Origin of the sequence: Leptospira wolffii serovar Khorat str. Khorat-H2 (genome assembly GCF_000306115.2) — a bacterium.
Taxonomy (GTDB): domain Bacteria; phylum Spirochaetota; class Leptospiria; order Leptospirales; family Leptospiraceae; genus Leptospira_B; species Leptospira_B wolffii.
The window spans coordinates 116956-137949 of sequence record NZ_AKWX02000013.1 but is presented as its reverse complement, the minus strand read 5'-3'; the positions used below and the strand labels follow the sequence as shown (position 1 = coordinate 137949).

Below are 20994 nucleotides of genomic sequence, written 5' to 3'. Positions count from 1 at the left end.
TACCGTTGGGATCTTTAGGGTTTAGCTTATGGCTTTCCTTCTATCTGAAGGAGAACAAGGCTAAAAACAAAAAGCGGCCTCCCCATCCTGGGAAATCTGAATTTCCGGAACCGAACTATGAGTTTTAGACAAAAGATATTTTTAATACTAGGTGCAAGTCAGCTCCTTCTAGTTCTTATTCTTGCGATTACTTTCATCCAGATGATCGACCGGGTGAAAAACGAACCCCAAGACAAAAGGGCCTTGGACCGGTCCTTGGAGTTCCGGAAGGAACTCAAACATAAGGAAGAAGTGATTCGACTCCTGCTGAAAGAGATAGAAAGAAACCCGAAGACTCTTTCTATACTGGAAAACGGCCTGAATAATCGGGGGATTCTCCAAGCCAATTTGGAATACGTTAAGGGAATCATGAGCCAATACGGGCTTTCAATTTTCGAGATCCACGATTCCAAAGGAAAGGTGTTTTTCCGCTTCCATCGTCCTGCTGACTACGGAGACGACAAATCCGGACAAAAGATCGTTCAGGAAGCTCTACAAGGAAGAATTGCATCCACTCTGGAGATCGGTCATAGCGGTCTCGGCTTGAGGGTAACCGCTCCTCTCCGGAACGGAGGATTGATGATGGTGGGCCAGGTGGTCGACGATAAATTCATCCAAACCATCACCGGGTCGGAAGACGTGCATCTCGCCATCTACGAGAAAGGTAAACTAATCTCCACCTCGGATCAGATGATCGCCACCTTTCTAAAGGAGAAAAAACCGGAAGAATGGTCGAAAAATTCCAGATTCACCTTCCAAGGCAGACATTTCTATCTTACCGAAGTACCTTATGAGAATAAAGGCTTAAGCAATCTTACGTTGGACTTCCTACTTCTCATCGACGAAACCGAACTATACGAATCCACGCGTAATCTATGGGTCTATTGCGGACTCATCGCTCTCGCGGTCTTCGGAGGCATTCTTTTCGCTTCCTACCGATTCTCCCGGGATATCATAGACGCGGTCAAGGCTTTGAACTTCGCCATGCAGAATCCGAGCGAGGACGAATCCAAGATCGTGGATCTGGATCGCTCCGACGAGTTAGGAGAAATGGCGGAAGTGTTCATCCAGATGAAGAAGGATCTCTTGGACCACCAGATGTTTTTGGAGAAAAAGGTGGTGGAGAAGACGAAGGAACTCCAGGAAACTCTGGATGACCTGCGCGCCCTGAAGGAAAAACAGGACGGAGATTATTATCTCACTTCCCTGCTCCTACGTCCCTTAGCGACGACCAAGTACGAAAGCCCTTCCACTAAGATCAGAGGAATCCTGAAACAGAAGAAGACGTTCACCTTCCGTAAGAGAGAGTCGGATATCGGCGGGGACCTTGTCTCAGTCAGCGAAATCCTTCTCTACGGCAGGAAATATCTGGTCATCATGAACTCAGACGCAATGGGAAAATCCATCCAGGGCGCCGGCGGGGCCTTGGTTATGGGAACCGTTTTCAAAGCGATCGTAACCAGAACCCAGCTTTCCAGAACCAACCAAAGAAAGACTCCGGAAAAATGGTTAAAGGATTGTTATACGGAACTACAAAACGTTTTCGTAACATTCGACGGAACCATGCTAGTTTCCGCGTTGATCTGTCTATTGGACGAGGAAACGGGAGCTCTCTATTCCTTCAATGCGGAACACCCGAATATGGTTTTGTTCCGGGACGGAAAAGCCTCCTTCCTGGATTCCGAATTCGCTCTTCGCAAGTTGGGATTCTCTGAGAATACCCCCGAGCCTTTAGTAAGAGTGGATAAATTGGAGCCGGGAGATCTGATATTTTTGGGATCGGACGGAAGAGACGATATTCTGCTAAACGATCCGAACTTCGCGGATCCTGTGATGAACGAGGACGAAAATCTGTTCCTACGTTTCGTGGAACTATCCGGAGGAAATCTGGAGGATCTGGAGAGATTGATCTCCGCCGCAGGAGAGATCTCCGATGACCTTAGCCTTATGAGTATCGGATACAAGACTGTTTCGGAATCCGCACCGGCAAAGATCGTATCCGAAGAATACAACAGGCTCATTCAAATCGGAATCAAGGAATACAAGAAAGGAAACTCCGAAAAGACCAAGAAGGCGTTTTTACAGGCATTGTCCATCGACGATTCGGACCCGGCCCTTTATAAACAGTTGGCGAGGATCTCCATCAACGCCAAGGATTACGAATCGGGAGCGAAATATTCCGAAGCCTATTTGGCGAGAATTCCCTTCGACAACGAGTACATCTTCTACGTTTCCTATTGTCTTCGAAAAACCAAGGATTATTGGAAGTCTCTGGAATTCTCGGAGAAACTCAGATCCAGAGAACCGGAAAATATCCGTAATCTAAAGCATCTAGTGGCGTTGTACCGACTGACCGGAAGTAGGATGAAATTCAAGGCCACGATGGCCGTATTGAAGCGACTTTTGGCCGATAAAGATTCCGAAACAAACAGCAGTTCGGAGCCCGTATTGGTCTGATTTTTTCGTTTTCCAGGGCGGGATCCTTCGTCGAAATAGATAATCCATGCCCTCGGAAATGCGAAAAAAACCCGAATCCGTACTCGTAGTCATCAAGAGAACCAAATACGAATTGGAGGTGGATGCCTACGGGAACCTCGAGGAATTCAAAAGAATCGCCTCTATCCAAAACGATTCCTTCTCCAGAATCTATAGTTCCCACGAAAGACAGCTTCAAAGCAGGGAAGAATTGAAAGCGCTCTTTCCGAAAGGAGTCTTCGTCTTCCGGGAAGAATTGGACTCCTTGGATATTTCCGCATTCGATCTGGTGATCGCTTTAGGCGGAGACAATCACTTTACCTATGTGGCTCACCATGCACTGGAAAATCTGGTTTTAGGATGCAACTCGGATCCTAAAACCTCCGTCGGCGCCCTACTCTCCTTTCATACTTCGGATATCGCCAAAGCGGTCTCCGAGAACTGGGCGGGAATCGAAATAGAAGAATGGCCCAGAATAGACGTCCGAATAGAATACCCTGACGGGAGCGAGATTAAAACCTTCCAAGGAATCAGCGAGATCTCTATTAGGAACAATAGCCCGGATCTCACGAGTCGGTTTCTTATTTCCCACGAAGGAATCACCGAAGAGCAGAAATGCTCGGGACTTTTGGTCTATACGGGTGCCGGGTCCACTGGTTGGGTTATGTCTTGCGAAAACAGAGACGTAAGCTTTGACAAGCAGGAGCCCTATTTCAAAGTGTACTGTAGGGAATTACGCAAGAAGGAAAACCAAAAATATAAATTGGATCACTTCACTGTGCGGGATTCGTTTCGTCTAATCTCGGAAATGCGAGGGGGAATCTCCATAGATTCCTTGGCCGAAAGAATCTACGATTTTCCTCCCGGGGCGAAGGCGGATTTCTCGGTTTCTCCGGAACGGTTACGGGTGGTAGTTAAGAAGAATGGATAGCTTGAAGATTATAGAGCAGGATGCCGGACACGATATTAAGATTTACTTAATATCCGGTCGTTTAGACGAGTCCACCTTTCCCACGTTTAAAGAGAAGGTATTGGATGCCGGTCATGCGGGCAATACGGTCCTGAACTTATCCGATCTGAAATACGTTTCCAGTTCGGGAATCCGTGCCATTTTCGAACTCAAGAATCGCCTCTCTCAGGAAGGCAAAAAGCTCCTACTTACCGAAGCGGGAGAGAAGGTGATACAAATCTTCAATCTTCTGGGACTCTGGAAACCCTTCTCTCATTTCGAAAAGGAAGAAGACGCGATCGCCGCCTGCTTAAAGCACTAAACTCTTCGAATCGCGACCACGCCCGGCCTGGGGATATCCCCTTTTTTCAGGTGCGGCCATCTACTCGTAGGAAGATCGTAATCCTTCGTGTCTTCGCCGGGATGTTGCACGGATAAAAATAGAAAATCCTCCTCGGGAGAAAACCAAGGTCCCGTAAGCTCGCTTCCTATAGGAGCCGAAGCGAATTGAAACGCCTTTCCTGACTCGGGCCCGCTTGTCGGGATGAAAAACATTCCGTTATTGCCGTATTTCTTAAAGATGGATTTTCCCAAAAGCTTGGTGGTCATATCCGTCACCATCCAAAGATTTCCGGAAGAATCGAAAGCCAGATTGTCTGGAGACGAGAACCCGCTCTTTCCTCCGCCCGCTACGAATACCTCGAACTCGAATCGATCGGCTTCCGCGTCGGAACCTTCTTCTTTGATTCTTACGATTTGTCCGTAGAAATTCCCATGCTTATCGTTATTGGTGAACGCAACGAATACGCTCCCATCCAAAGGATGGACTTCCAGATCCTCGGGTCTATCCATTGGAGTCCCGCCTGCGACCTTTGCGGCCTCCCTACATTCCACTAGAACGTCACCTTGGTCCTTAAATCTAGGTTTCCCATCCGAGGCTTGCGCGTTCTTTAGATGAGGATTTTTTTCCAGATCCAAAGGGACCCAAACGCATTTCTCGAAGTTGCCAACGTATAGGGTTCCCTTTTCCAAGAGTTTGGAATTGTCTTTGCCCTTCTTTGCGTCGTATTTTTCCTCGGAAACGAATTTATAAACGCATTGGTCCTTGGAGTCGTCTCCCATATAGACAACCAATTTTCCGTTTTTGGAAAGCGTTAATGCGGCGTTCTCATGCGCGAACCTACCTAAAGCGGTATGCTTCACCGGAACGGATTTAGGGTCGAAAGGATCCACTTCTATGATCCATCCGTATTCCCTCTCATCCTCCAATTTACAATCCGCGACTACTCCGTCGAAGTTCTCTTCGCAGGAAAGTACGGTATCCCAGTAAGTCTTCCCACCGGAACAATTCGCAAAGCTGCCGATCGCTTTGGTCTTTCCGCTAATCGCATCGGATCCGGAAGCGGGACCTTTCAGTAGGAACTCCGTCTTACCGTGGATTCTCCTTCCGTATTCGGAATCCGGATCCAAAACCCAGGTCCCATTCTTTCGTCTGAGATGGGTCACCGAACCTCCCAGAGAATACAGATATTTTTGAATCTGCTCGGGAGTCCTAGTGTTCGGACCCTTGGCCTGGAAGTCGTATCCATTTACATAATATTCTAATTCGTTTAAATATTCGTGATTAGTCCAGAGTAATGCCGAGTCTTTGTCTTTAGGAAACGGAAAGAAGCAATTAAAATCGGCTGCGAATCCGAAAGTGTCCCCGTTCGGATTAATCCTGTCCCCGTATATAGCGATTACATCGTAGGTAAAGCCGTTAGGCAAAATGAGATCGTCTTTCGTGTTAGGTCGAACCGGTTTGAAATTCGGACCGGGAATCTTAGCAGAGGAGATCTTCTCCGTAGGAAGAACCGCGGGCTTTTTTTTAGAATTCGATTTGGGGAGATCCTTGGCCCAAAGATCGATCGTTCTGGAGGCGGCAAGGGCGATCATTCCCTTGCCCAAATATTTTAGAAAATCCGATCGAGACAGACGCATACTCAAATATTTTTCTCCCCGAGAGCTTGGACCATCCGTTTTTTCCGGAGGACGAAAAAGGAAACTTGGTTGTAATAATCCGCAAGCAAAAAGATGCTAAGAACTTGCCGATGAAACCGTATTCTACCCCGTTTTACAAGATTCTGTTTATCATGGGATGGGTCTCTCTGGCGTTCTTCCTACCTTTATTCGGCGTGGTTTATTGGGAAGGCAAAAGCCTGGATTCCATCTATCGGTTTCTCTCCCTGCCCGGAGGTGCCAAGGAATTCGGAGTCCTGGTCGAGGACACGAAACTGAACAAATTGGGCAGAACTGTCCACGTTTATACCTATTTAGTTCCCGACGAGCAGGGAAAAAAATTCGAAGTTACGGAAGAAGTGGACGAGCTCACCAATCGGAGAATGAGGGTGGGCGACACTGTACAAGTACGGACCCGCACTTGGAATAATTTAGGAAAGACGCGAATTTTAGGAAGGATCGTAGGCAACACCGCCGCTCCTCCGAGCCATTCTTTTATGGAAATGTTTTTCTTGTTCGGGATCGCCTTTTCGGTGGGGCTCGTTCTCTTAAGCTTCTATTACAAAACCTTTAAGGCTGAGGCGGAGTAGTAGTAAAAGGATTCTCTTTCTTAAAGATAAGCTGCACCTGATACGGCTCCAAAATGTATCTGGCGGGATTCATTTCGTAGGAAATAAAGCAATAGTATTTGTCGTACACCACGACGTACATATACTCCCTAAATTTAAGGTGTTGCATCTGTTTGCGGATCCCTCGCATCCAAATGGAATCTTCGAAGACCCTCTCGTAACGCACGGAACTCGCGTTGACTTTCTTTAATTCCTCGGAGTTCATCTTCTCCGTGTCTCTTTTTCTCAATTCCAGCTTCAAGGAACGGATCAGATTGTATTCCAGTTTGGCCTTTTCAAGTTGGTCGATATCGGGAAGAGTCTTGAAATAATACTCGTAGTATTCCTTATCCAGAGACTTGCCGTCTTTATGGATTTCGTTCTCCTCTTCGGAGGCGGGTTTATTCTTTCCGGCCTCCTGAGAATGAAGGCCCGCGGAAAGGAAAAAAGATAGAAGAATTGCAGTTAGGAAAATCGGCTTCCGCATACCGGTACCATTAAAGATATCGGTAGAGTCCCCGATTTTCCCCTTCGTTTTTTAGGTCCTGTCCGAGGAAAGGTCCTCCAACAATTCCCTTTGGCGCCGGATCAGATCACCGATCTCCCCCTCGCCCAAAAGCTTGGCACCCAAAAGCGCCAGATCATATACGGATCTAGCCAATTTTTCCGCTTTCTCCGGGTGAAGCCCTTGCTGCAAGGAAACCAGATTTTGGATCAGTTTGGATTTTCGATTCACTAAAAGAGTATGATTCTTTAGGAAATCAACCGGCTTTTGGCCGTAGATCTGCCCCATCTCCGCCAAACGACGAATATGTTCCGGGAGAAGAATGACCGCAGGAACCTCTTCCGATTTAAGAGCCTCGGTTTTGATCTCTACTCCTTCTTTGGAAATCGCCTTGCTAAAGATGGTCTTCAGTTTTTCTTCCACGGTCTGGTTTTGAGAATCCGCTAGATCGGGAGAAGCTTCCTTGTCCAATACTTGGTCCGCTAACTCGGAATCCACTCTTTGAAAAACCCAGTCGGCGTTCTTGCTCTCCAGGAATTGTAGGAAGTGATTGTCGATCCTGGAATCCACGAGCAAGGCTTCCAAGCCCTGGGATTTCAATAGATCCATATATACGGAAGAAAGCTCCGCTTCGTTAGCGTAATATATTTTTCCTGCGTTCTTCTCCTTATTGCGTTCCAGATAATCTTCCAGTTTGGTCAATTCTCCGTCGGAAGAACGGAAGAATATGAGGTCCTTTGCGGACTCGTAGAATTTTTCGTCCGTCATGAGCCCGTATTTCACGAACAAAGAAATCTCATCCCAGTTCTTACGGAACTCTTCCGGATTCTTCTTAAATTCTTCCTGTAATTTGTCCGAAACCTTCTTCACGATATGTCCGGAAATCTTTTTTACCAAAGGATCGTTCTGTAGATACGAGCGGGATACGTTAAGAGGAAGATCCGGGATATCCAGGGTTCCTTGCAGGACCGTTAGAAATTGCGGAACCAATTCCTTAGCTTCATCCGACACGAACACATGGTTGCAATAGAGTTTGATACCCATGCGATTGGCGTCCAACTCGTGCTTGAGCCTAGGAAAATACAAGATCCCCTGCAGACGGAAAGGATAGTCTACGTTTAAATGAACATGGAAGAGCGGCTCTCCCGCGAAAGGGAAAAGATAACTATAGAATTCCTGGTATTGTTCCTTCTTTACGGAAGACGGTTGCTCGCTCCACAGCGGGGTTTGCTTATTGGCCTGTTCTTCCTTAACATAAATCGGGACGGGAAGAAAATCGCAATATTTCCGGACTAGCTCCTTGAGTTTCCAGGCATCCAGGTATTCTCCCGAATCCGAATCCATAAACAGAGTGATCCGGGTTCCTCTGTCGGATTTATCTCCCGCCTTAAGACTGAATTCGGTTCCGGACTCACTCTCCCAAACCACTCCTTGACTACCCTTTCGGTAGGACTTGGTTTCAATTCTTACCTTAGAGGACACCATGAAGCTGGAATAGAAACCCAATCCGAAATGCCCGATGATCTCCGGTTTGTCACCTTCGGATTGATATTGTTTTACGAATTCCTCCGCTCCCGAAAAGGCGATTTGGTTGATGTATTTATTCACCTCCTCTTCGCTCATTCCGATTCCGTTATCCCGGATCGTAAGGGTCCTCTCCTTCTGATCGAAGTCCAAATCGATCCGATAATCGGTTCCGCCTTCGAATTCTTCGCTTAAGGAAATTTTTTTCAGCTTCGCAATAGCGTCGCAAGCGTTGGAAACCAACTCTCTTAGAAAAATATCCTTTTCCGAATATAACCATTTTTTAATAATTGGGAATATGTTCTCGGTTTCGACCGAGATTTTTCCTTTCACTTCTTCGCTCATCGAGTTTCATCCTCCTTTACGTTTAGCATTAATCGATCTGCGATCTTCAATAAAGCAGTCTTAGAAGCGGGGCCTAGTCTTTTATACGTTTCCGTAAGTGGAATATCCTCCGACTTCCAACCGGCAATCAGGCTCGCCTCCTCCTCCGATAGTCCCCGGGAAAGCGCGGAATGCTTCAAAACAAAACCCCTTTTGGAGCCGATCCAAAGATCCAAGCGTTTCAATAATCTTTCCGCCGCAAACTTACCTTTCCAATATACGGTTAAGAAAAATCCCAGAGCCCCCGCAAAAATCCCCAAAGTCAGAATCCATACGTATCCGTAACTCACGCCCGAACTTTTCTCCGATTCGGGAAGATTCGATTTAGGGCGAGGAGGTCCTACATGCACCGGAGGAAATCGAACCGAGACATCGGTATATTTCCCGGACTTCGGATCGAAATAGGAGAATTTCAGGTCCGACTCCTGCCAGGTTCCCTCCGCCTTCGGAAGAACCGAGTAAGAAAAAGAATGATTCAAATAAAAACCGTATTCTCCCGGATCCAATTCCTTGAATTCCTTTTGGGGACGGAGTTGTAAGAATGTGATATCCGGATAACAATCCCGTTCAGGACAGGACAAACGTAACGGATCCTTGATAGAGGATAGATTTCCTTTTCCGCGAAGAACGAGTCGGAATTGAAAAGGATCTCCCAGGCTCGTTTCCCTCGGGATATCCTCCAAAGTCATTTCGAATTTGCCTACAGCGCCTCCGAAGCTCGGAGGAGAAGGAAGAGGAAGATCCCGGACTTGTATTCTACCCGGAATCGTTTTGACAGTTCTCATATGAAAGTACGATTGTAATTGTCCCTCTAAATGAAAACCGGTGGATCCTAGGGAGAATTCTCCCCTTTTGAGTGGAGTGAGGACGAAGAATTCCTTATTATAAGGAGACGTATCGTATTGCACTCCTTCGTATATTACGGACTCCGGTATCGTAAGCCCCACTCCCGCAATCACTTCGCTTCGGAAATAGGGAAATTCTATGGAACTGGAGGGATCCCGATCGAAATAAGGACGTATTGCATTTCTATAATATAATGCAAAGAAGCCCAGAACCGGCTCTCCTACCCAAACTTCCTTTTTGTCCAGTTGGAAAACCACTTTCAAGTCCCCGTCGGCAGGACCCTGGGTATCTTCCGTGGAAAAGAAACGATTCCAAATCGAATTCGGATTTCGTGTGGCCGCTCGCCGGGGCCCGAATTCCACCATCAAGCCGCTGGCCCCGTATCTTTTACCCTCCACATCCACCGCTACTTCAGGCACGGAGTATTTACCCGGAGCGGATACGACCAATCTATACTTCAGTAGCTTTTTTCGATACGCCTTGAAGTTGACGATAGTGGTGCTATCTTCCATGCCCCAGTATACCGCGCGTATTCCATGCCCTTGGAATTCCTTCTCTATCACTCTGACTTCGGCGGAGCCCTCGGCTTCTACGATTACGAAAACGGGTTCTCCCAACTCCGCTCTGGTTTGGCTAAGATAGAATTTCGGGTCCCCCGCAAATAGATCCGCTATCGAGAATAAGAAAAATAGAATGATAAAAACTCTGATTTTCACCAAAACACCTCTCGGCTTCTCGATCCGGGACTCTTGCGCCTTACGGAATCCAAGTCCATGGATTCCATGATTCTATCCAATTCCTCTTCGGCCTTGGATTTATTCTTAGACTTGGAATCTTTACCGACCTGTCCCTTCTCACCTTTGCGGGAAGAATTGCGATCTTCCGTGGAGAGACCCGGCTTGATTTGTTCTCCTTTGCCACTTTCCGACTTTTCATTTTCCTGGGGGTTTTTTCCGTTTTGTGGAGGAGGCATTTTTCGGAGCCATTCCAAATTCTTCCTGGCTGATTCCAAATTCGGATCTTCTTTCAAGGAACGAAGATAATGCTCCGCGGCCTTCTTTCGGTCGCCTAATTTCAGATAGGCGTTTCCGAGATTAAAATGGGACATGGCCCGAACTTTAGGGTCTTTGGAGTCGGCACTTTTCTCGAAATGACGGATCGCACCGTCCAGATCTCCCGATTTATATTTCGAAGAACCTCGATTGAAATCCAATCGCGGATCCTCGGGAAAATAAGGTTCAGCTTCCTTATATTTTTCCAAGGCACCCTGGTAGTCTCCGCTTTCGTAGGAATTCCTACCTTCTTGGATCCGATTCCCGCCCGGATCCAACTCTACTGCGGAGGCTTCCTTATGAAAAAAGAATATTCCAAAAAGCAAAATAGCAGCCGAAAGATTTCTCCTCCGGGATGAATTCAGATACTTTCCTATGAACTCTAGGAAAATGAAATCGAATAAAAGAAGCAATACTACGGGCAAAAGATACTTCCTGTATCCTTCCGCGCGGCGCAAATTACGGATCCTTTTGTTCGTATTCTTATCCATGGATTCCAACCAGGAACGGATTTCCTTCGGATTCGGGGACTCTCTGTCCAAATCCAGGAACCTGCCTCCATTCTCCTCGGCGATAGACTTTAAGAAAGGAAGATTCGCTTTAGAGATCACCACTCCCGGAGAATTTTCATAAGGAGCCAAGGAGCCGTCCTTCGTGAGATACCCGGAAAGATTCGAACCGTCGTCGGTATAGGCGATCGATCCCCCTGTTGGAGTTCCTACGGACCAGACCCATACATCGGCCGGAAAGGAAAATGTCCCCGGAGATTGTACATCTTCTCCGTCGGAAATCAAAACAAGAATCCGGTTCCGAAAGACCCGATTCGACTTCAGCAAATCTTCCGCCTTTTGGAAAGCCGCGGCCAGGTCTGTGCCTCGATCCCCGACGATATCCACATCCAGGCCCCTCACGTAGTCCGAAAAGGCCCCTATATCGGATGTCATAGGGCAGTATAAAAAGGGGGAACCCGCAAAAACGATCATCCCGAAGCGATTGCCGGATAGCCCAGGAAGAATCCGCAAAATCGTTTCCTTTACCCTTGCCATTCGGGTCGGGGCGGTATCCGTCGCTTGCATGGAGAGGCTGGTATCCACTAAGAAGAGAAAGTCCACGCCTTGGGAAGCTTCCTCCTCCTTTAAGCGAGGACCTTCATAAGGACGAAAGGCTAAGTAAGAGATACAGAGTGCCGAACCCAACAGAACGATCCGCAAAAGAGCTATCCAAAGAGAAGGAACTATGGACTCCCTTCCGAGACCCGGATAACTCCTTCTCCAGCGGTTCCAAAGAAAATAAAAACCGATTCTTATGACCGCATAAGAGACGAATACGATTCCTATTACGATCCAAAAAGACTGTAGGAACTCTTCCGTCATGCGTAATACCGAAATGTCCAGGTGCGTAGGAACAAGTCCAAGCCCAGAAGAGCTAAAGCATATAAAAGAAACAATAAGGCGTCCGTCTCCCGAACCTCTTCCGGAGGAAGTGCCAAGGGATCCTTCTCCAACGCATCGATGGAAGCCAGGACCTCCCGCAATTGACTCACATCTTCCGCACGATAGAAGATGCCTCCGGTCGTTTTGGAAAGTTCGGCAAGAATATCGAAATTCACTTCGTAGGACTGATCTTCTTTCCCGATCCCTATGGAATAGATCTTGATTCCGACTCCTTTGGCGATTTCCGTCGCAGTCACCGGATCGATCCTGCCCGTATTGGAAACTCCGTCCGTGATAAGAACGATCACTCTGGAACGAGCGGGAGATCGTCTCAATCTGTAGGAGGAAAGAATTACTGCGTCTCCAATCGCGGTGCCTTGCTCGGGAACGGTCTCCTCTTCCGCGGCGTTTATAATTTCCTCCAGAGTAGAACGATCACTAGTTAAAGGAGATTGCAGATAAGCCGCTCCTGCGAAGACTACGAGCCCAAGGCGATCCGATTCCCTTCTTCGAATGAATTCCTTCAGTAGTTTTTTAGAAACTCCTAATCTAGTTTCGGGTAAGAAGTCTCTGCTCTTGGACATGGATCCGGAAACGTCCAATGCCAACATGATATCCACTCCTTGTCTTTCATCCGGAAGGAATCTGTAACTTCTACCCGGTCCGGCAAGTGCGATCACGAATAGGCTGAGAGCGATAGGCCTAATAAAAGGGAAATATCCGGAGAGAATCTCTTTTAGATTCTTACTTTCTTCCTTACCGGAGCCGGGAAGACGAAGATCGTAACTCAATACAGAGTTTCCTTTCCAGAAAGAATACACCGTCCATATCCAAATAGGCAATAAGAGAAGAAGGTAGTATGGAGCTTCCCAATCCGTCATGGCCCCAAGACTCCCTTCCAATAATCCCAGGCCTCTACCGCCTCTTCTCGGCTCAATTCCGCTTCGTTTCCGGAATACTGGGACTTGCGCAGTAAATTTTCCCAATTCTTGACTTCCTCTCCGTCGATAGGAAAGGACTCGTATATCTTGGAAAAAAGTTCTGCCTCGGTCAAATGAGCGAACGAGGACAGCATTTTCTGAGCCAAGCTTTCCCGAATATACCCCGAAAGAGCCCTATAAAAATCCCTCGCCCCTATCGGGGAAGCTTGGAGCAGTTCATCCAATCGATTTTCGTAAATTAGAATTTTCTGAATCCAAGGGTTTGCCTCCACAAGAGCATCCACAGGTTCCTTCGATCTAGTCCTATGCAGATACCAAGCGTAAAAAGCGGCAAGCCCCATTGCCAGGAAGGCTGAAATCCACGCGGCCAATTTCCAAAAGTACGGACCCGAGAATTCCAGAGGAGGCAGTATGTCCTCGGGAGAAGAATCTTTTTCTCCCAAAGAAGAGAGAACCGTCAGCACCTTTTCGGAACGGAATTCCCGGCCGCTCGCGTCCTTCCAGGAGATAGGAAGCGAGAATTTCCCGGGAGCGTAATAGGCCGCCGTGATTTTCAAAGAATCTTCGGAGGATTCGTAGGACAATATCTCCAACAAAGGAAGATCGGGAGAATTCGGATCCGGATGGATCCCCTTGGACAAGGGTTCGGATAGGACTATCTCCCCTTTTTGAAAGATTAGGGAATATTCCGCATTCTCTCCTATAGATACCTTTTCCGGAATCCAAGCCTCTTCCCAAGCGAAAACGGGAGTAGCTATAATTAAAAAAACATAAAATACAATGATCTTACGAATCTCGGGAAAATGTCGGCGCAAAAAATCGGCTCTCATCCGAGACTTCTCCAATAGGATAAAAGTCGGGAGGGGTCGGACTCGCTACCATCCAACTCCAAATACCGGGACTTGAACAATTGCTCCAAATTCGAACGTATATCCCCTTCTCTTGTTCTAGGCATGCTTTCCGTCTCCGGGTCTTTGCCTCTAAAATAGGAAAGCATGTATGCGGGAGCGGAAAACTCGAGGGGATCCAGGAATCGGATCGCATGTAGAGCGTGGAATTTTCGAAGACCAGTGAGTTTCCGGAGAGAAGGCAACCCGTGAAAATCGGATAGAATATAGGAGTCCGTGTATTTCCGGATCCGATTCTTCAATAAGGTATAAGGAATTTTCGGATCCGTTTTCTTTTTGTTATGGGAAAAGCTTCTCGCCTTTTCCAAGGCGGGAATCGCCTCTTCTATCGTACGAAGATAACCGGTTTCCCATTCCATTTTGTCCGAATAGAGAAATATCTTCGCAAGATTTCCTTTGCGAACATATAGAAGTACAAGCAAGGCAAGTACCTGAAACGCATTCTCCGCCTTGGTCCATTCCGAACTGCTCCAATCCATGGATTCGGATACGTCCAGAAAGAATACGCCTATCCTCTCTTTCTCCTCGTTGAATTCCCGCACATGCAATTCTCCCAAACGGGAGGTAACGTTCCAATCGATAAGACGAGTATCGTCCCCGACCGAATAAGGGCGAACGTCTTTGAAATCCACTCCCCTGCCCTTTCGGGAACTAATGGCAGTACCCTGCCTTTCTCGGAGAGAAAATCCTCTTTCTTTGAAATCCAAAAGCTGGACTAAGCCTTGGTATTCTTTGCGAAGCATAATGTTTTTCCGATCAGAGCACCTGTGTCGCATCGGACACGATGCGAATGACCGACTCCACGCCTACGTCCTCGGAAATCGCCTCGAATGTAAGGAGAATCCTATGCCTTAATATTTCGGGTAACGATGCCTTAACGTCTTCGGGAACGACGTAATCCCTGCCGTCCCAAAGAGCCCGAGCCTTGGAGGCCTTAAGAAGACTGAGGCTCGCACGAGGAGAAGCGCCGTGTCTCACGTATGGCAGAAGTTCCGGTACCGTTTTTTCTTCAGGCCTTGTGTTTCTCACAAGTCTTACAATATAACTCTTGAGCTTTGGTTCCACATGCACTCGATCCACTAGTGAGGATACCTTTAGGATATCCTTGGAACTTGCGATTTTTCGAATACGCTTAGGAGTCGGATTCAGATTACCGTGTTGTTCCAGAATGGAAAGTTCCTCGTCCATATCGGGATACTCCACCTGGACTTTCATAAAGAAACGATCCATCTGAGCTTCCGGAAGCGGATAAGTCCCGTCCTGATCGATTGGGTTTTCGGTCGCCAAAACCAAAAAAGGTCTCTCCAGAGGAAAAGTATTCTCCCCTATGGTGACGGTTTTCTCTTCCATACATTCCAAAAGAGCCGACTGTACTTTGGCCGGAGCTCTATTGATCTCATCCGCCAAAAGGACTCCCGTAAAGATAGGACCTTTACGAGTATGAAATTCACCGTTTTTAGGATTGAATACGACCGTTCCCACAAGATCCGCTGGCAAAAGATCCGGAGTGAATTGCACTCTCTTGAAATCCAGATCCAAAGCGGAAGATAAGGATTTGGCCAGAAGAGTTTTGGCCAAACCGGGCATCCCTTCCAATAAAACGTGGCCCTGGCAAGCCAACGAGATAAGAAGATTCCGAATCACCGAGTCTTGCCCGGTGATTTCTCGCGTAAGCTCCTGGCGAATCTTATCCAAGACTTCTTTAGCGAATTTGATCTCCGCTTCCGCTAAGGGCGAATTCTCTTGTGTGTTTGTTGGAGATTCCATATTATAATAACCTAATTAACGCTCGGCAGTCCAACGTCCCGAACTATTCGTCCCCTGATAGGCGCCCAGTATTTTCTTACCGTCCAGATCGCCGGTATACGTTTGAGTAAACGGAGTATTGCTTCCGATCTCCGAACATCTGGATCCGCTGCAGGAACGGATAAAACGTATGGATTTTCCGCTTACTCTGACTCCTGTTAGGATCTCGTTGGATCCCCTACCCCAATTGGTGAATCTCATAGTAGCGCCGATCCCGCCGGTTTTTCTGGGAAAAATGCTTAGCGCACCCTTATGCACTCCCACCTGGAGTTTATAAGTTCCTACGAAAGCCTTTTCCGCATCCGATAAAGGAACTTCAGAAGTACCCAAACTTTGGGCGTCTTCGATAAATTCTATCTTCTCTACGGTTTCCAAGGGAATCTCGGAATCCGGATCCTTAAGAACCACTTTTTTGGAATCGATGGAAACCAAGGTCCCTTCCGTAAAAGAGCCGCTATACGTGACTTTGGCTCGTCGATCGACCGAAGAACACCCCTTGGTACAATATCCTAGAATATAGAACAAGGGGGCCGCGATGAGAAAGCCCAGGAGAATTTTTTTTATATCCGCTCTGCCGATGGTCTGTTGCAAACTTTATATTTCCTGAATTATAGAATCGTCGGGCAGATTCCTTTCGCCCGACTATAACCTGAATTTTCGAATATGGAAAGAGAGAATTATTTGCACCCCTGCAATTCGCCCATCTTGGCGTTTTCTCTTCCGTTCACGAAGAATTTCTTACCTTGGGGAGTCGTCCAGCAATCGTTCTTGGCGTTTGTTCCCGGCATAACCGGACCTTGACCGATTTTAGATCCGGATTCGTCGTATTCGATGGCCGTGGTCTCGTTCAGAATCTCGAAAGTCTTCTTTCCGTTTTTGTAATAAGTGAAGGGTAGGTCCGGCTTGTATTTGGCCTTGAGTTCGTCGGTCTTCTCGTCCATAAGCAGAAGATCGAACATCAGCTTTCCTTTTCCGACAAGCTGACCGTCCTTGTCGTAGACTTCGGCGGAGGACATCATCATCTCGTTCATCATGGCTCCCTTATAAGCGGGATTACCGTTACTCCAATAGAATTTCCAATCCCCCTTACGAGTATGGTCCCTTTGACCTTCCGCAAATACCTTACCGTTTTTATAATATTCTTTCCAGGCTCCGGTTCTTAGGGACTTCTTTTCGGCGCCGGTTCCCTTTGGAGTGTAGGAACCTTCGGATTGAAGCTGACCGTTATCGTAGGAATTTTTCCAATAACCCGTCTTAAGATCGTCGGTATAATTTCCTTCGGAAGATACAGTCGAACCGTCTTTGAAATAATTGATCGCTTTACCGGATTTTTTACCGTCTCTGAACTCGGTTACAGCTTTCTTAGCTCCGTCCTCGTCGTAGTATTCCTTCCAAGTTCCGGTCTTTTTGTCGTCGGTATATTGGCCTTCTTCGCTCAGAACACCCTTGTCCGTCTTGGACCAGTACGGGCCATTCTTCTTGTCCGCTTTATAAAGAGTGCTTTCTGTCTGAGTTCCGTCCTTAGCGAGTTTCTTTTCCTCGCCTTCTTTCAGGCCGGCTACGTAAGGGGACTCTCTCAGAGTTTCTCCCGTTTCATAGAGAGTCTTCCAAATTCCTTCCCGCTTATCGTCCTTATAATCTCCGACTCTTACTAAAACGGAGAATTTCTTTTTCTGGGCGTCTTCCTTCTCCACATATTCTTTCCAAGAACCGTTGCGTTTGAGTTTCTTGATCTGATCCGGGGTTAAAGAAGAAACTTGGTCCGGTGTACAGGGCTTTCCGGAACAATCCAAGGTCACTGGACCTTCGGCTTTCAGATTGAACGTTTCCTTGAACTTTTCGACCCTGAGATTGGGTTCCAGAATCTGGTATTCCTGGTCCTTGCCTTTATTTTCCACCATAGCAATGGTGGAACAGCCGAATAGAATGGAGAGAAGCGTCGCCTGGGATATAATTTTTTTCATAAGAACTCCGTAGGAAGAAATCTAACTCAACAAAATTAAGCCGAGTCGAGATGCTCGTCAACCTCCTTTCCCGACCGATCCCTCGGAGGAAAGCGTTCTTAGAGTCTTAGTCTCCAGGATACCGCATTCTAAGGAAACGGAGAAAAGGTCGATAGCAGTCCACCGCCATATGCCCGCTGTCCGCAAAAGCGTTACAATCGTAATCTTTCGCTTCCGTCATATCGATGATAGGGATTCCGAATTTTGCATTGATCGGACGGATTCTTTCCCACCAAGGGGCCGGGATCCCCAATTCTGCGAGTAGATCTTCCAAGGGCAGGGAAACTTCGGGGCGGACTACGATAGTGGGAACTCCTTTCGATTTTACGAGAGAGAGAATATCCTCGTAGAATTCGAACTGCATTTCGGAGGGAGCGTATTTGGGATAAATCCACCCGATAGTTCGAGCGGAACTTGCTTCTAACTTTCCGAAATCCTTCTCCACAAATCCTCCCGCGGGAGAGATGGCGTTTCCTTTGTCTTTATGTAGAGAATCTACCGTAAGTTGTTTGATCAACTCCGCCTGCTCGTATTTCTTGCTGGTCAAATGATAAATCACGTTGGCGATATAGGGCTTGTTCTTACTTACTCCGAAGAAATAATTCGCTAGATAATAGTTCACATTCTCTCGGCCTAGATCCCATGCATGGGTGAGAATAAAACGTAAATCGAAACTGTTTGCCAGATTCGATTTTTTGAAAGTAGTGCTATTGGCGTTGAATTGAAAAGGGTCCGCCTCCAAAACCAGATAGTCCGGCTTCACTCCGCCTTCGAATAATCTCTCCAGAAAATACAAATAATAGGCAGGGGTGGTGACCGCAGATGAGAGATTATAGACCTCCCAATCCGGATAGAAATCCAGTATCTCGCTATTCTTGAAGTAAAGCATCCGGGAAGATCCCATGAGAAGAACGAGTTTCTTGCTCGGCTTTTCGGGAGCGTTTTTACCGTATTTAGAGATCATCTCCTTAAGGAGATCCTGTTTTACATCGTAATAAATATAGGTGAGCTCTACCTTCACGTAATCCCGGACCTTGTCCAGGAAGAAGAGCTTGTCCACAAGAAAGACGAAAAGAAAAAGTGCGACTGGATAAAGAAGAAAAGGACGAGTGAAAAAGTTCAACTTCTCTTCGGTTTCTAACTCGGAAGAAGACACGAACTCAAGACTCCCCGGCGTACCGGGGATGTCAATCGGAAAGATTTTACGCTGTGGCGAGAGTTTCCGTGGATTTGCGACGTTTCTGAAGATCGCTCAGCCACTCTTCGGAACTCTTGATATAACCTACCAAGCGCTTTACGTAAGCCCTGCGTTCCGGATGTAGGATCTCTCGCGCCTCTCTTACGATCTCTTCGACGATCTTGATATGAAAGGAAAAATGACTGGTGAACAGATTGAAATAATCTCTTTCCGTTGAGGTCCAATCTTTGGACTGGATATCTTTTAAGAAGTCTTCCATCTTAGCGATGTCCGCGTCGAAATCGGATTCATAAGGGGAATTCAAGATCGAAATCGTATCCGTTATATCCGTTAAACTTTGGAAGTATGTCTCTAGTTCGGGAAAATTCACTATTACTACCACCTCGAAAAGCAGTTCACGGCTTCTGCTCCGGGAGGAAAGGTGATTGCCTCTGCTCGTCGCGGAGAGACCGCGAAAACCCATGAGTTAGGGCTCTAATGTCATTTTTTTTTGGGAGCCCGAGAGTTCAAGTAAAAAAGGGGAGCTTAAGCGAAAATGGACGACTGGAAACTTACTCTATCCGGGGAGATGACGCACAATAGAGAGCGATTTTTTCGGAAAAATCAGCAAATAATTCGAGCAAATGTTCATTCTTTCTTTCCCATGGCATCTCGAAAAAAGTTTCCGTCTCCTCATCAGTTAGGAAATCACTTAATCTAAGAATTGTATCCTTGTGATGCTTAATATATCTGTCTGTTAGTACATCCGAATATTTGCTCGCGAATCCGCATTTGCAATTTTCATTAACAATTTTTGTAATATGAGAGATTCTATCCAAAGCTAATTCATGTTCCGTCTTAGCTATTCGCTCGTGCTGTAAATCTAAACGCTTCCCAGAGTGTATAGATAAATGAAAATTATGCTTTGCGTCTATCAAAACCACCTTAAAGGTCTTATCTTCATCGAAGAAGCCTATAATTCTTCCGTTTGCCTTAGAAATCGAAAATTGATAGATTTCATAATCGTCCGCTTCATATTTCTGGGGAATAAATCTTCGATAAAACTCTTCCTTTGAAAAATAGACATTCGCGTCTCCCCATGGGATTTTATGAAAATGAGATTTTTCTTTGGTTCTGCCGTTATCTTCCAAATCTTTTACAGTCAACTCACTTAAAGAACGTAAGGCTTCGACAAAGGCCCCAATCCAATTCTGCGTTAAGGGTGGTTGACAATCGAAACCGAAATTTTCTGTATCCTTGAATAAGGAGAATGAAAAAGAAATATATGAGGATCTAGGATTAAAATTTCCCGGCCTAATTTTACTGGCTTTGTGATCGCGAGGAGAAGGGATCCGACTCATTTACACAAGGCGGGCTCGATAATAAATCGTCATATCGGATTCTTGGATATAATTTTCCGATGACTGATAGGATGGTATATCCGCTCTTGCCTTTAACCAAGGATCCTCTTTATGAGTCATATCTTCCAATTCCGAGCCGCTATACTTCATGTATACGTCCAAAACCTCGTTAACATGAAATAGGATTTCAGGAGAAAGCAAGGAATTTGTTCTGGTGATATCGCCCAGCGTCAAGGAATCGTACATACCTTTATCTTTCTTAAATTTGTCAAAAACGGGTCTTGATGCCGGCCCATGCACCCAGGCCTGGATATAATATAATAGCTTATGAAGCTTTAATATAGATATCGGCTTCTCGATCTCCTCTCCTTTGGATACGAGCAATTCGATCACCGTGTCTATATTTGCAGGATTTTCTATATTTAGATAAGGTTGTTCGTATGGCTCGATCTGCATTGAATAAACCCTTTATATTAGAAATCGGCAATATAAAGGCGAAGATGAGTAATTTTCAAAGTCAATAGAATTTTTGACGTTTTTTATTCGGGAAGCGGAATATCAATTCCTCATTAAGTATTGTAGAAGGTGCATGCTTTCCTCGTCCCAACCTTCGGATGCCGCCTCTACCCAATGATCGAATTTTTCTCCCACCGGATAACCTGAATTGGTCAACTTCAAAACGGTTCCTTCTTCTCCGTCCTTCTCGAACTCCAACTTCAATTCGATATCGCCCGCAGGATGATCCTGCCATTCGAGTATCAGTTCTTGGAAAGGAACGATCTTCTTATAAATTCCGGTGGAAGTAAGTTCTCCTTCCGGACCTAGATTCCAAGTCCAGGAGAAGCTCGCTCCGATCTTAGGACGCCCTGTCACCTTGTCCGCTAACCAATGGATCAACTCCTCGTTAACCGTAACGGCGCTCCAAACTTTTTCCAGAGGATAGTCGTATCGGAATTCTTTGATTATGCTTCTGGTCTCCATGATC

General features: G+C 46.4%; 20 protein-coding genes and 1 pseudogene. 4 read left to right on the top strand and 17 right to left on the bottom strand.

The window, feature by feature from the left end; genetic code table 11:
* Positions 1 to 117: 117 nt before the first annotated feature.
* From LEP1GSC061_RS11220 to LEP1GSC061_RS11210, 3 genes are read left to right on the top strand one after another with little or no spacing between them, the layout of a single operon-like run.
* Entirely contained in the window at positions 118 to 2496 is a 2379-nt protein-coding gene (locus LEP1GSC061_RS11220; protein ID WP_016545756.1) for a SpoIIE family protein phosphatase, read from the top strand.
* Between the two features lie 46 nt (positions 2497 to 2542).
* Complete coding sequence (locus LEP1GSC061_RS11215) at positions 2543 to 3445, top strand: NAD(+)/NADH kinase (protein ID WP_016545495.1); 903 nt, start codon at positions 2543 to 2545, stop codon at positions 3443 to 3445.
* Complete coding sequence (locus LEP1GSC061_RS11210; RefSeq protein WP_040508562.1) at positions 3438 to 3785, top strand: STAS domain-containing protein; 348 nt, start codon at positions 3438 to 3440, stop codon at positions 3783 to 3785. Before LEP1GSC061_RS11215 ends, LEP1GSC061_RS11210 begins: the two co-directional genes overlap by 8 nt.
* Here LEP1GSC061_RS11210 and LEP1GSC061_RS11205 read toward each other — a convergent pair.
* Positions 3782 to 5443: a PhoX family protein gene (locus LEP1GSC061_RS11205; RefSeq protein ID WP_016545521.1), complete on the bottom strand. Its 1662-nt coding sequence runs from the start codon at positions 5441 to 5443 to the stop codon at positions 3782 to 3784. The genes LEP1GSC061_RS11210 and LEP1GSC061_RS11205 overlap by 4 nt on opposite strands.
* 110 nt (positions 5444 to 5553) lie before the next feature.
* On the opposite strand from LEP1GSC061_RS11205, the gene LEP1GSC061_RS11200 reads away from it, so the two are divergent.
* Positions 5554 to 6051: a hypothetical protein gene (locus LEP1GSC061_RS11200; protein ID WP_040508624.1), complete on the top strand. Its 498-nt coding sequence runs from the start codon at positions 5554 to 5556 to the stop codon at positions 6049 to 6051.
* On the opposite strand, the gene LEP1GSC061_RS11195 is transcribed toward LEP1GSC061_RS11200, so the two are convergent.
* The 16 genes and pseudogenes from LEP1GSC061_RS11195 to LEP1GSC061_RS11125 all read right to left on the bottom strand — a co-directional run bounded on the left by LEP1GSC061_RS11195 (position 6032) and on the right by LEP1GSC061_RS11125 (position 20990).
* Positions 6032 to 6556: a hypothetical protein gene (locus tag LEP1GSC061_RS11195; RefSeq protein ID WP_016545598.1), complete on the bottom strand. Its 525-nt coding sequence runs from the start codon at positions 6554 to 6556 to the stop codon at positions 6032 to 6034. The two genes, LEP1GSC061_RS11200 and LEP1GSC061_RS11195, sit on opposite strands and share 20 nt — an antisense overlap.
* Before the next feature lie 51 nt (positions 6557 to 6607).
* Complete coding sequence (gene htpG / locus LEP1GSC061_RS11190; protein ID WP_016545590.1) at positions 6608 to 8443, bottom strand: molecular chaperone HtpG; 1836 nt, start codon at positions 8441 to 8443, stop codon at positions 6608 to 6610.
* The gene (locus tag LEP1GSC061_RS11185; RefSeq protein WP_016545508.1) at positions 8440 to 10044 is read right to left on the bottom strand and encodes a BatD family protein; all 1605 of its coding nucleotides are present in this window, start codon (positions 10042 to 10044) and stop codon (positions 8440 to 8442) included. The genes htpG and LEP1GSC061_RS11185 overlap by 4 nt, the downstream gene beginning before the upstream one ends.
* On the bottom strand, positions 10041 to 10658 hold the full coding sequence (gene batC, locus LEP1GSC061_RS22045) for a TPR repeat-containing protein BatC (protein ID WP_332248701.1): 618 nt from the start codon (positions 10656 to 10658) through the stop codon (positions 10041 to 10043). Before batC ends, LEP1GSC061_RS11185 begins: the two co-directional genes overlap by 4 nt.
* A 69-nt stretch (positions 10659 to 10727) precedes the next feature.
* Positions 10728 to 11753 (bottom strand): annotated as a pseudogene (gene batB / locus LEP1GSC061_RS22040) (VWA domain-containing protein BatB); the annotation flags it as partial.
* Positions 11750 to 12694, bottom strand: a complete 945-nt coding sequence (gene batA, locus LEP1GSC061_RS11175) for a VWA domain-containing protein BatA (RefSeq protein ID WP_016545505.1) — start codon at positions 12692 to 12694, stop codon at positions 11750 to 11752. The gene batA and the pseudogene batB, both read right to left, overlap by 4 nt.
* On the bottom strand, positions 12691 to 13584 hold the full coding sequence (locus tag LEP1GSC061_RS11170; protein ID WP_016545579.1) for an LB_053 family protein: 894 nt from the start codon (positions 13582 to 13584) through the stop codon (positions 12691 to 12693). The genes batA and LEP1GSC061_RS11170 overlap by 4 nt, the downstream gene beginning before the upstream one ends.
* On the bottom strand, positions 13581 to 14405 hold the full coding sequence (locus LEP1GSC061_RS11165) for a DUF58 domain-containing protein (RefSeq protein ID WP_016545601.1): 825 nt from the start codon (positions 14403 to 14405) through the stop codon (positions 13581 to 13583). The genes LEP1GSC061_RS11170 and LEP1GSC061_RS11165 overlap by 4 nt, the downstream gene beginning before the upstream one ends.
* A gap of 13 nt (positions 14406 to 14418) precedes the next feature.
* Complete coding sequence (locus LEP1GSC061_RS11160) at positions 14419 to 15429, bottom strand: AAA family ATPase (RefSeq protein ID WP_016545696.1); 1011 nt, start codon at positions 15427 to 15429, stop codon at positions 14419 to 14421.
* Positions 15430 to 15444: 15 nt separating this feature from the next.
* Entirely contained in the window at positions 15445 to 16059 is a 615-nt protein-coding gene (locus LEP1GSC061_RS11155) for an LIC20036 family protein (RefSeq protein ID WP_016545519.1), read from the bottom strand.
* An 86-nt stretch (positions 16060 to 16145) separates the two neighbouring features.
* Positions 16146 to 17432, bottom strand: a complete 1287-nt coding sequence (locus LEP1GSC061_RS11150; RefSeq protein ID WP_016545620.1) for an LIC20035 family adhesin — start codon at positions 17430 to 17432, stop codon at positions 16146 to 16148.
* Positions 17433 to 17538: 106 nt separating this feature from the next.
* The gene (locus LEP1GSC061_RS11145) at positions 17539 to 18627 is read right to left on the bottom strand and encodes a DUF1574 domain-containing protein (RefSeq protein WP_016545707.1); all 1089 of its coding nucleotides are present in this window, start codon (positions 18625 to 18627) and stop codon (positions 17539 to 17541) included.
* Between the two features lie 46 nt (positions 18628 to 18673).
* Positions 18674 to 19039 (bottom strand): hypothetical protein, encoded by a 366-nt coding sequence (locus LEP1GSC061_RS11140; RefSeq protein WP_016545558.1) that lies wholly within the window; start codon positions 19037 to 19039, stop codon positions 18674 to 18676.
* Between the two features lie 181 nt (positions 19040 to 19220).
* Complete coding sequence (locus LEP1GSC061_RS11135) at positions 19221 to 20009, bottom strand: hypothetical protein (protein WP_016545729.1); 789 nt, start codon at positions 20007 to 20009, stop codon at positions 19221 to 19223.
* Positions 20010 to 20465, bottom strand: a complete 456-nt coding sequence (locus LEP1GSC061_RS11130; protein WP_016545643.1) for a Panacea domain-containing protein — start codon at positions 20463 to 20465, stop codon at positions 20010 to 20012.
* Between the two features lie 102 nt (positions 20466 to 20567).
* Positions 20568 to 20990, bottom strand: coding sequence for an SRPBCC family protein (locus tag LEP1GSC061_RS11125; RefSeq protein ID WP_016545544.1), 423 nt, complete (start codon positions 20988 to 20990; stop codon positions 20568 to 20570).
* Between the last annotated feature and the right edge of the window lie 4 nt (positions 20991 to 20994).

What these genes read in the sequence shown, in the direction of transcription:
- LEP1GSC061_RS11220 (WP_016545756.1), top strand. Translation starts at nt 118, where the DNA reads ATGAGTTTTAGACAAAAGATATTTTTAATACTAGGTGCAAGTCAGCTC.
- LEP1GSC061_RS11165 (WP_016545601.1), bottom strand. Translation starts at nt 14,405, where the DNA reads ATGCTTCGCAAAGAATACCAAGGCTTAGTCCAGCTTTTGGATTTCAAA.
- batA (WP_016545505.1), bottom strand. Translation starts at nt 12,694, where the DNA reads ATGACGGATTGGGAAGCTCCATACTACCTTCTTCTCTTATTGCCTATT.
- LEP1GSC061_RS11195 (WP_016545598.1), bottom strand. Translation starts at nt 6,556, where the DNA reads ATGCGGAAGCCGATTTTCCTAACTGCAATTCTTCTATCTTTTTTCCTT.
- LEP1GSC061_RS11135 (WP_016545729.1), bottom strand. Translation starts at nt 20,009, where the DNA reads ATGAGTCGGATCCCTTCTCCTCGCGATCACAAAGCCAGTAAAATTAGG.
- LEP1GSC061_RS11215 (WP_016545495.1), top strand. Translation starts at nt 2,543, where the DNA reads ATGCCCTCGGAAATGCGAAAAAAACCCGAATCCGTACTCGTAGTCATC.
- LEP1GSC061_RS11125 (WP_016545544.1), bottom strand. Translation starts at nt 20,990, where the DNA reads ATGGAGACCAGAAGCATAATCAAAGAATTCCGATACGACTATCCTCTG.
- LEP1GSC061_RS11130 (WP_016545643.1), bottom strand. Translation starts at nt 20,465, where the DNA reads ATGCAGATCGAGCCATACGAACAACCTTATCTAAATATAGAAAATCCT.
- LEP1GSC061_RS11150 (WP_016545620.1), bottom strand. Translation starts at nt 17,432, where the DNA reads ATGAAAAAAATTATATCCCAGGCGACGCTTCTCTCCATTCTATTCGGC.
- htpG (WP_016545590.1), bottom strand. Translation starts at nt 8,443, where the DNA reads ATGAGCGAAGAAGTGAAAGGAAAAATCTCGGTCGAAACCGAGAACATA.
- LEP1GSC061_RS11170 (WP_016545579.1), bottom strand. Translation starts at nt 13,584, where the DNA reads ATGAGAGCCGATTTTTTGCGCCGACATTTTCCCGAGATTCGTAAGATC.
- LEP1GSC061_RS11160 (WP_016545696.1), bottom strand. Translation starts at nt 15,429, where the DNA reads ATGGAATCTCCAACAAACACACAAGAGAATTCGCCCTTAGCGGAAGCG.
- LEP1GSC061_RS11205 (WP_016545521.1), bottom strand. Translation starts at nt 5,443, where the DNA reads ATGCGTCTGTCTCGATCGGATTTTCTAAAATATTTGGGCAAGGGAATG.
- LEP1GSC061_RS11210 (WP_040508562.1), top strand. Translation starts at nt 3,438, where the DNA reads ATGGATAGCTTGAAGATTATAGAGCAGGATGCCGGACACGATATTAAG.
- LEP1GSC061_RS11200 (WP_040508624.1), top strand. Translation starts at nt 5,554, where the DNA reads ATGAAACCGTATTCTACCCCGTTTTACAAGATTCTGTTTATCATGGGA.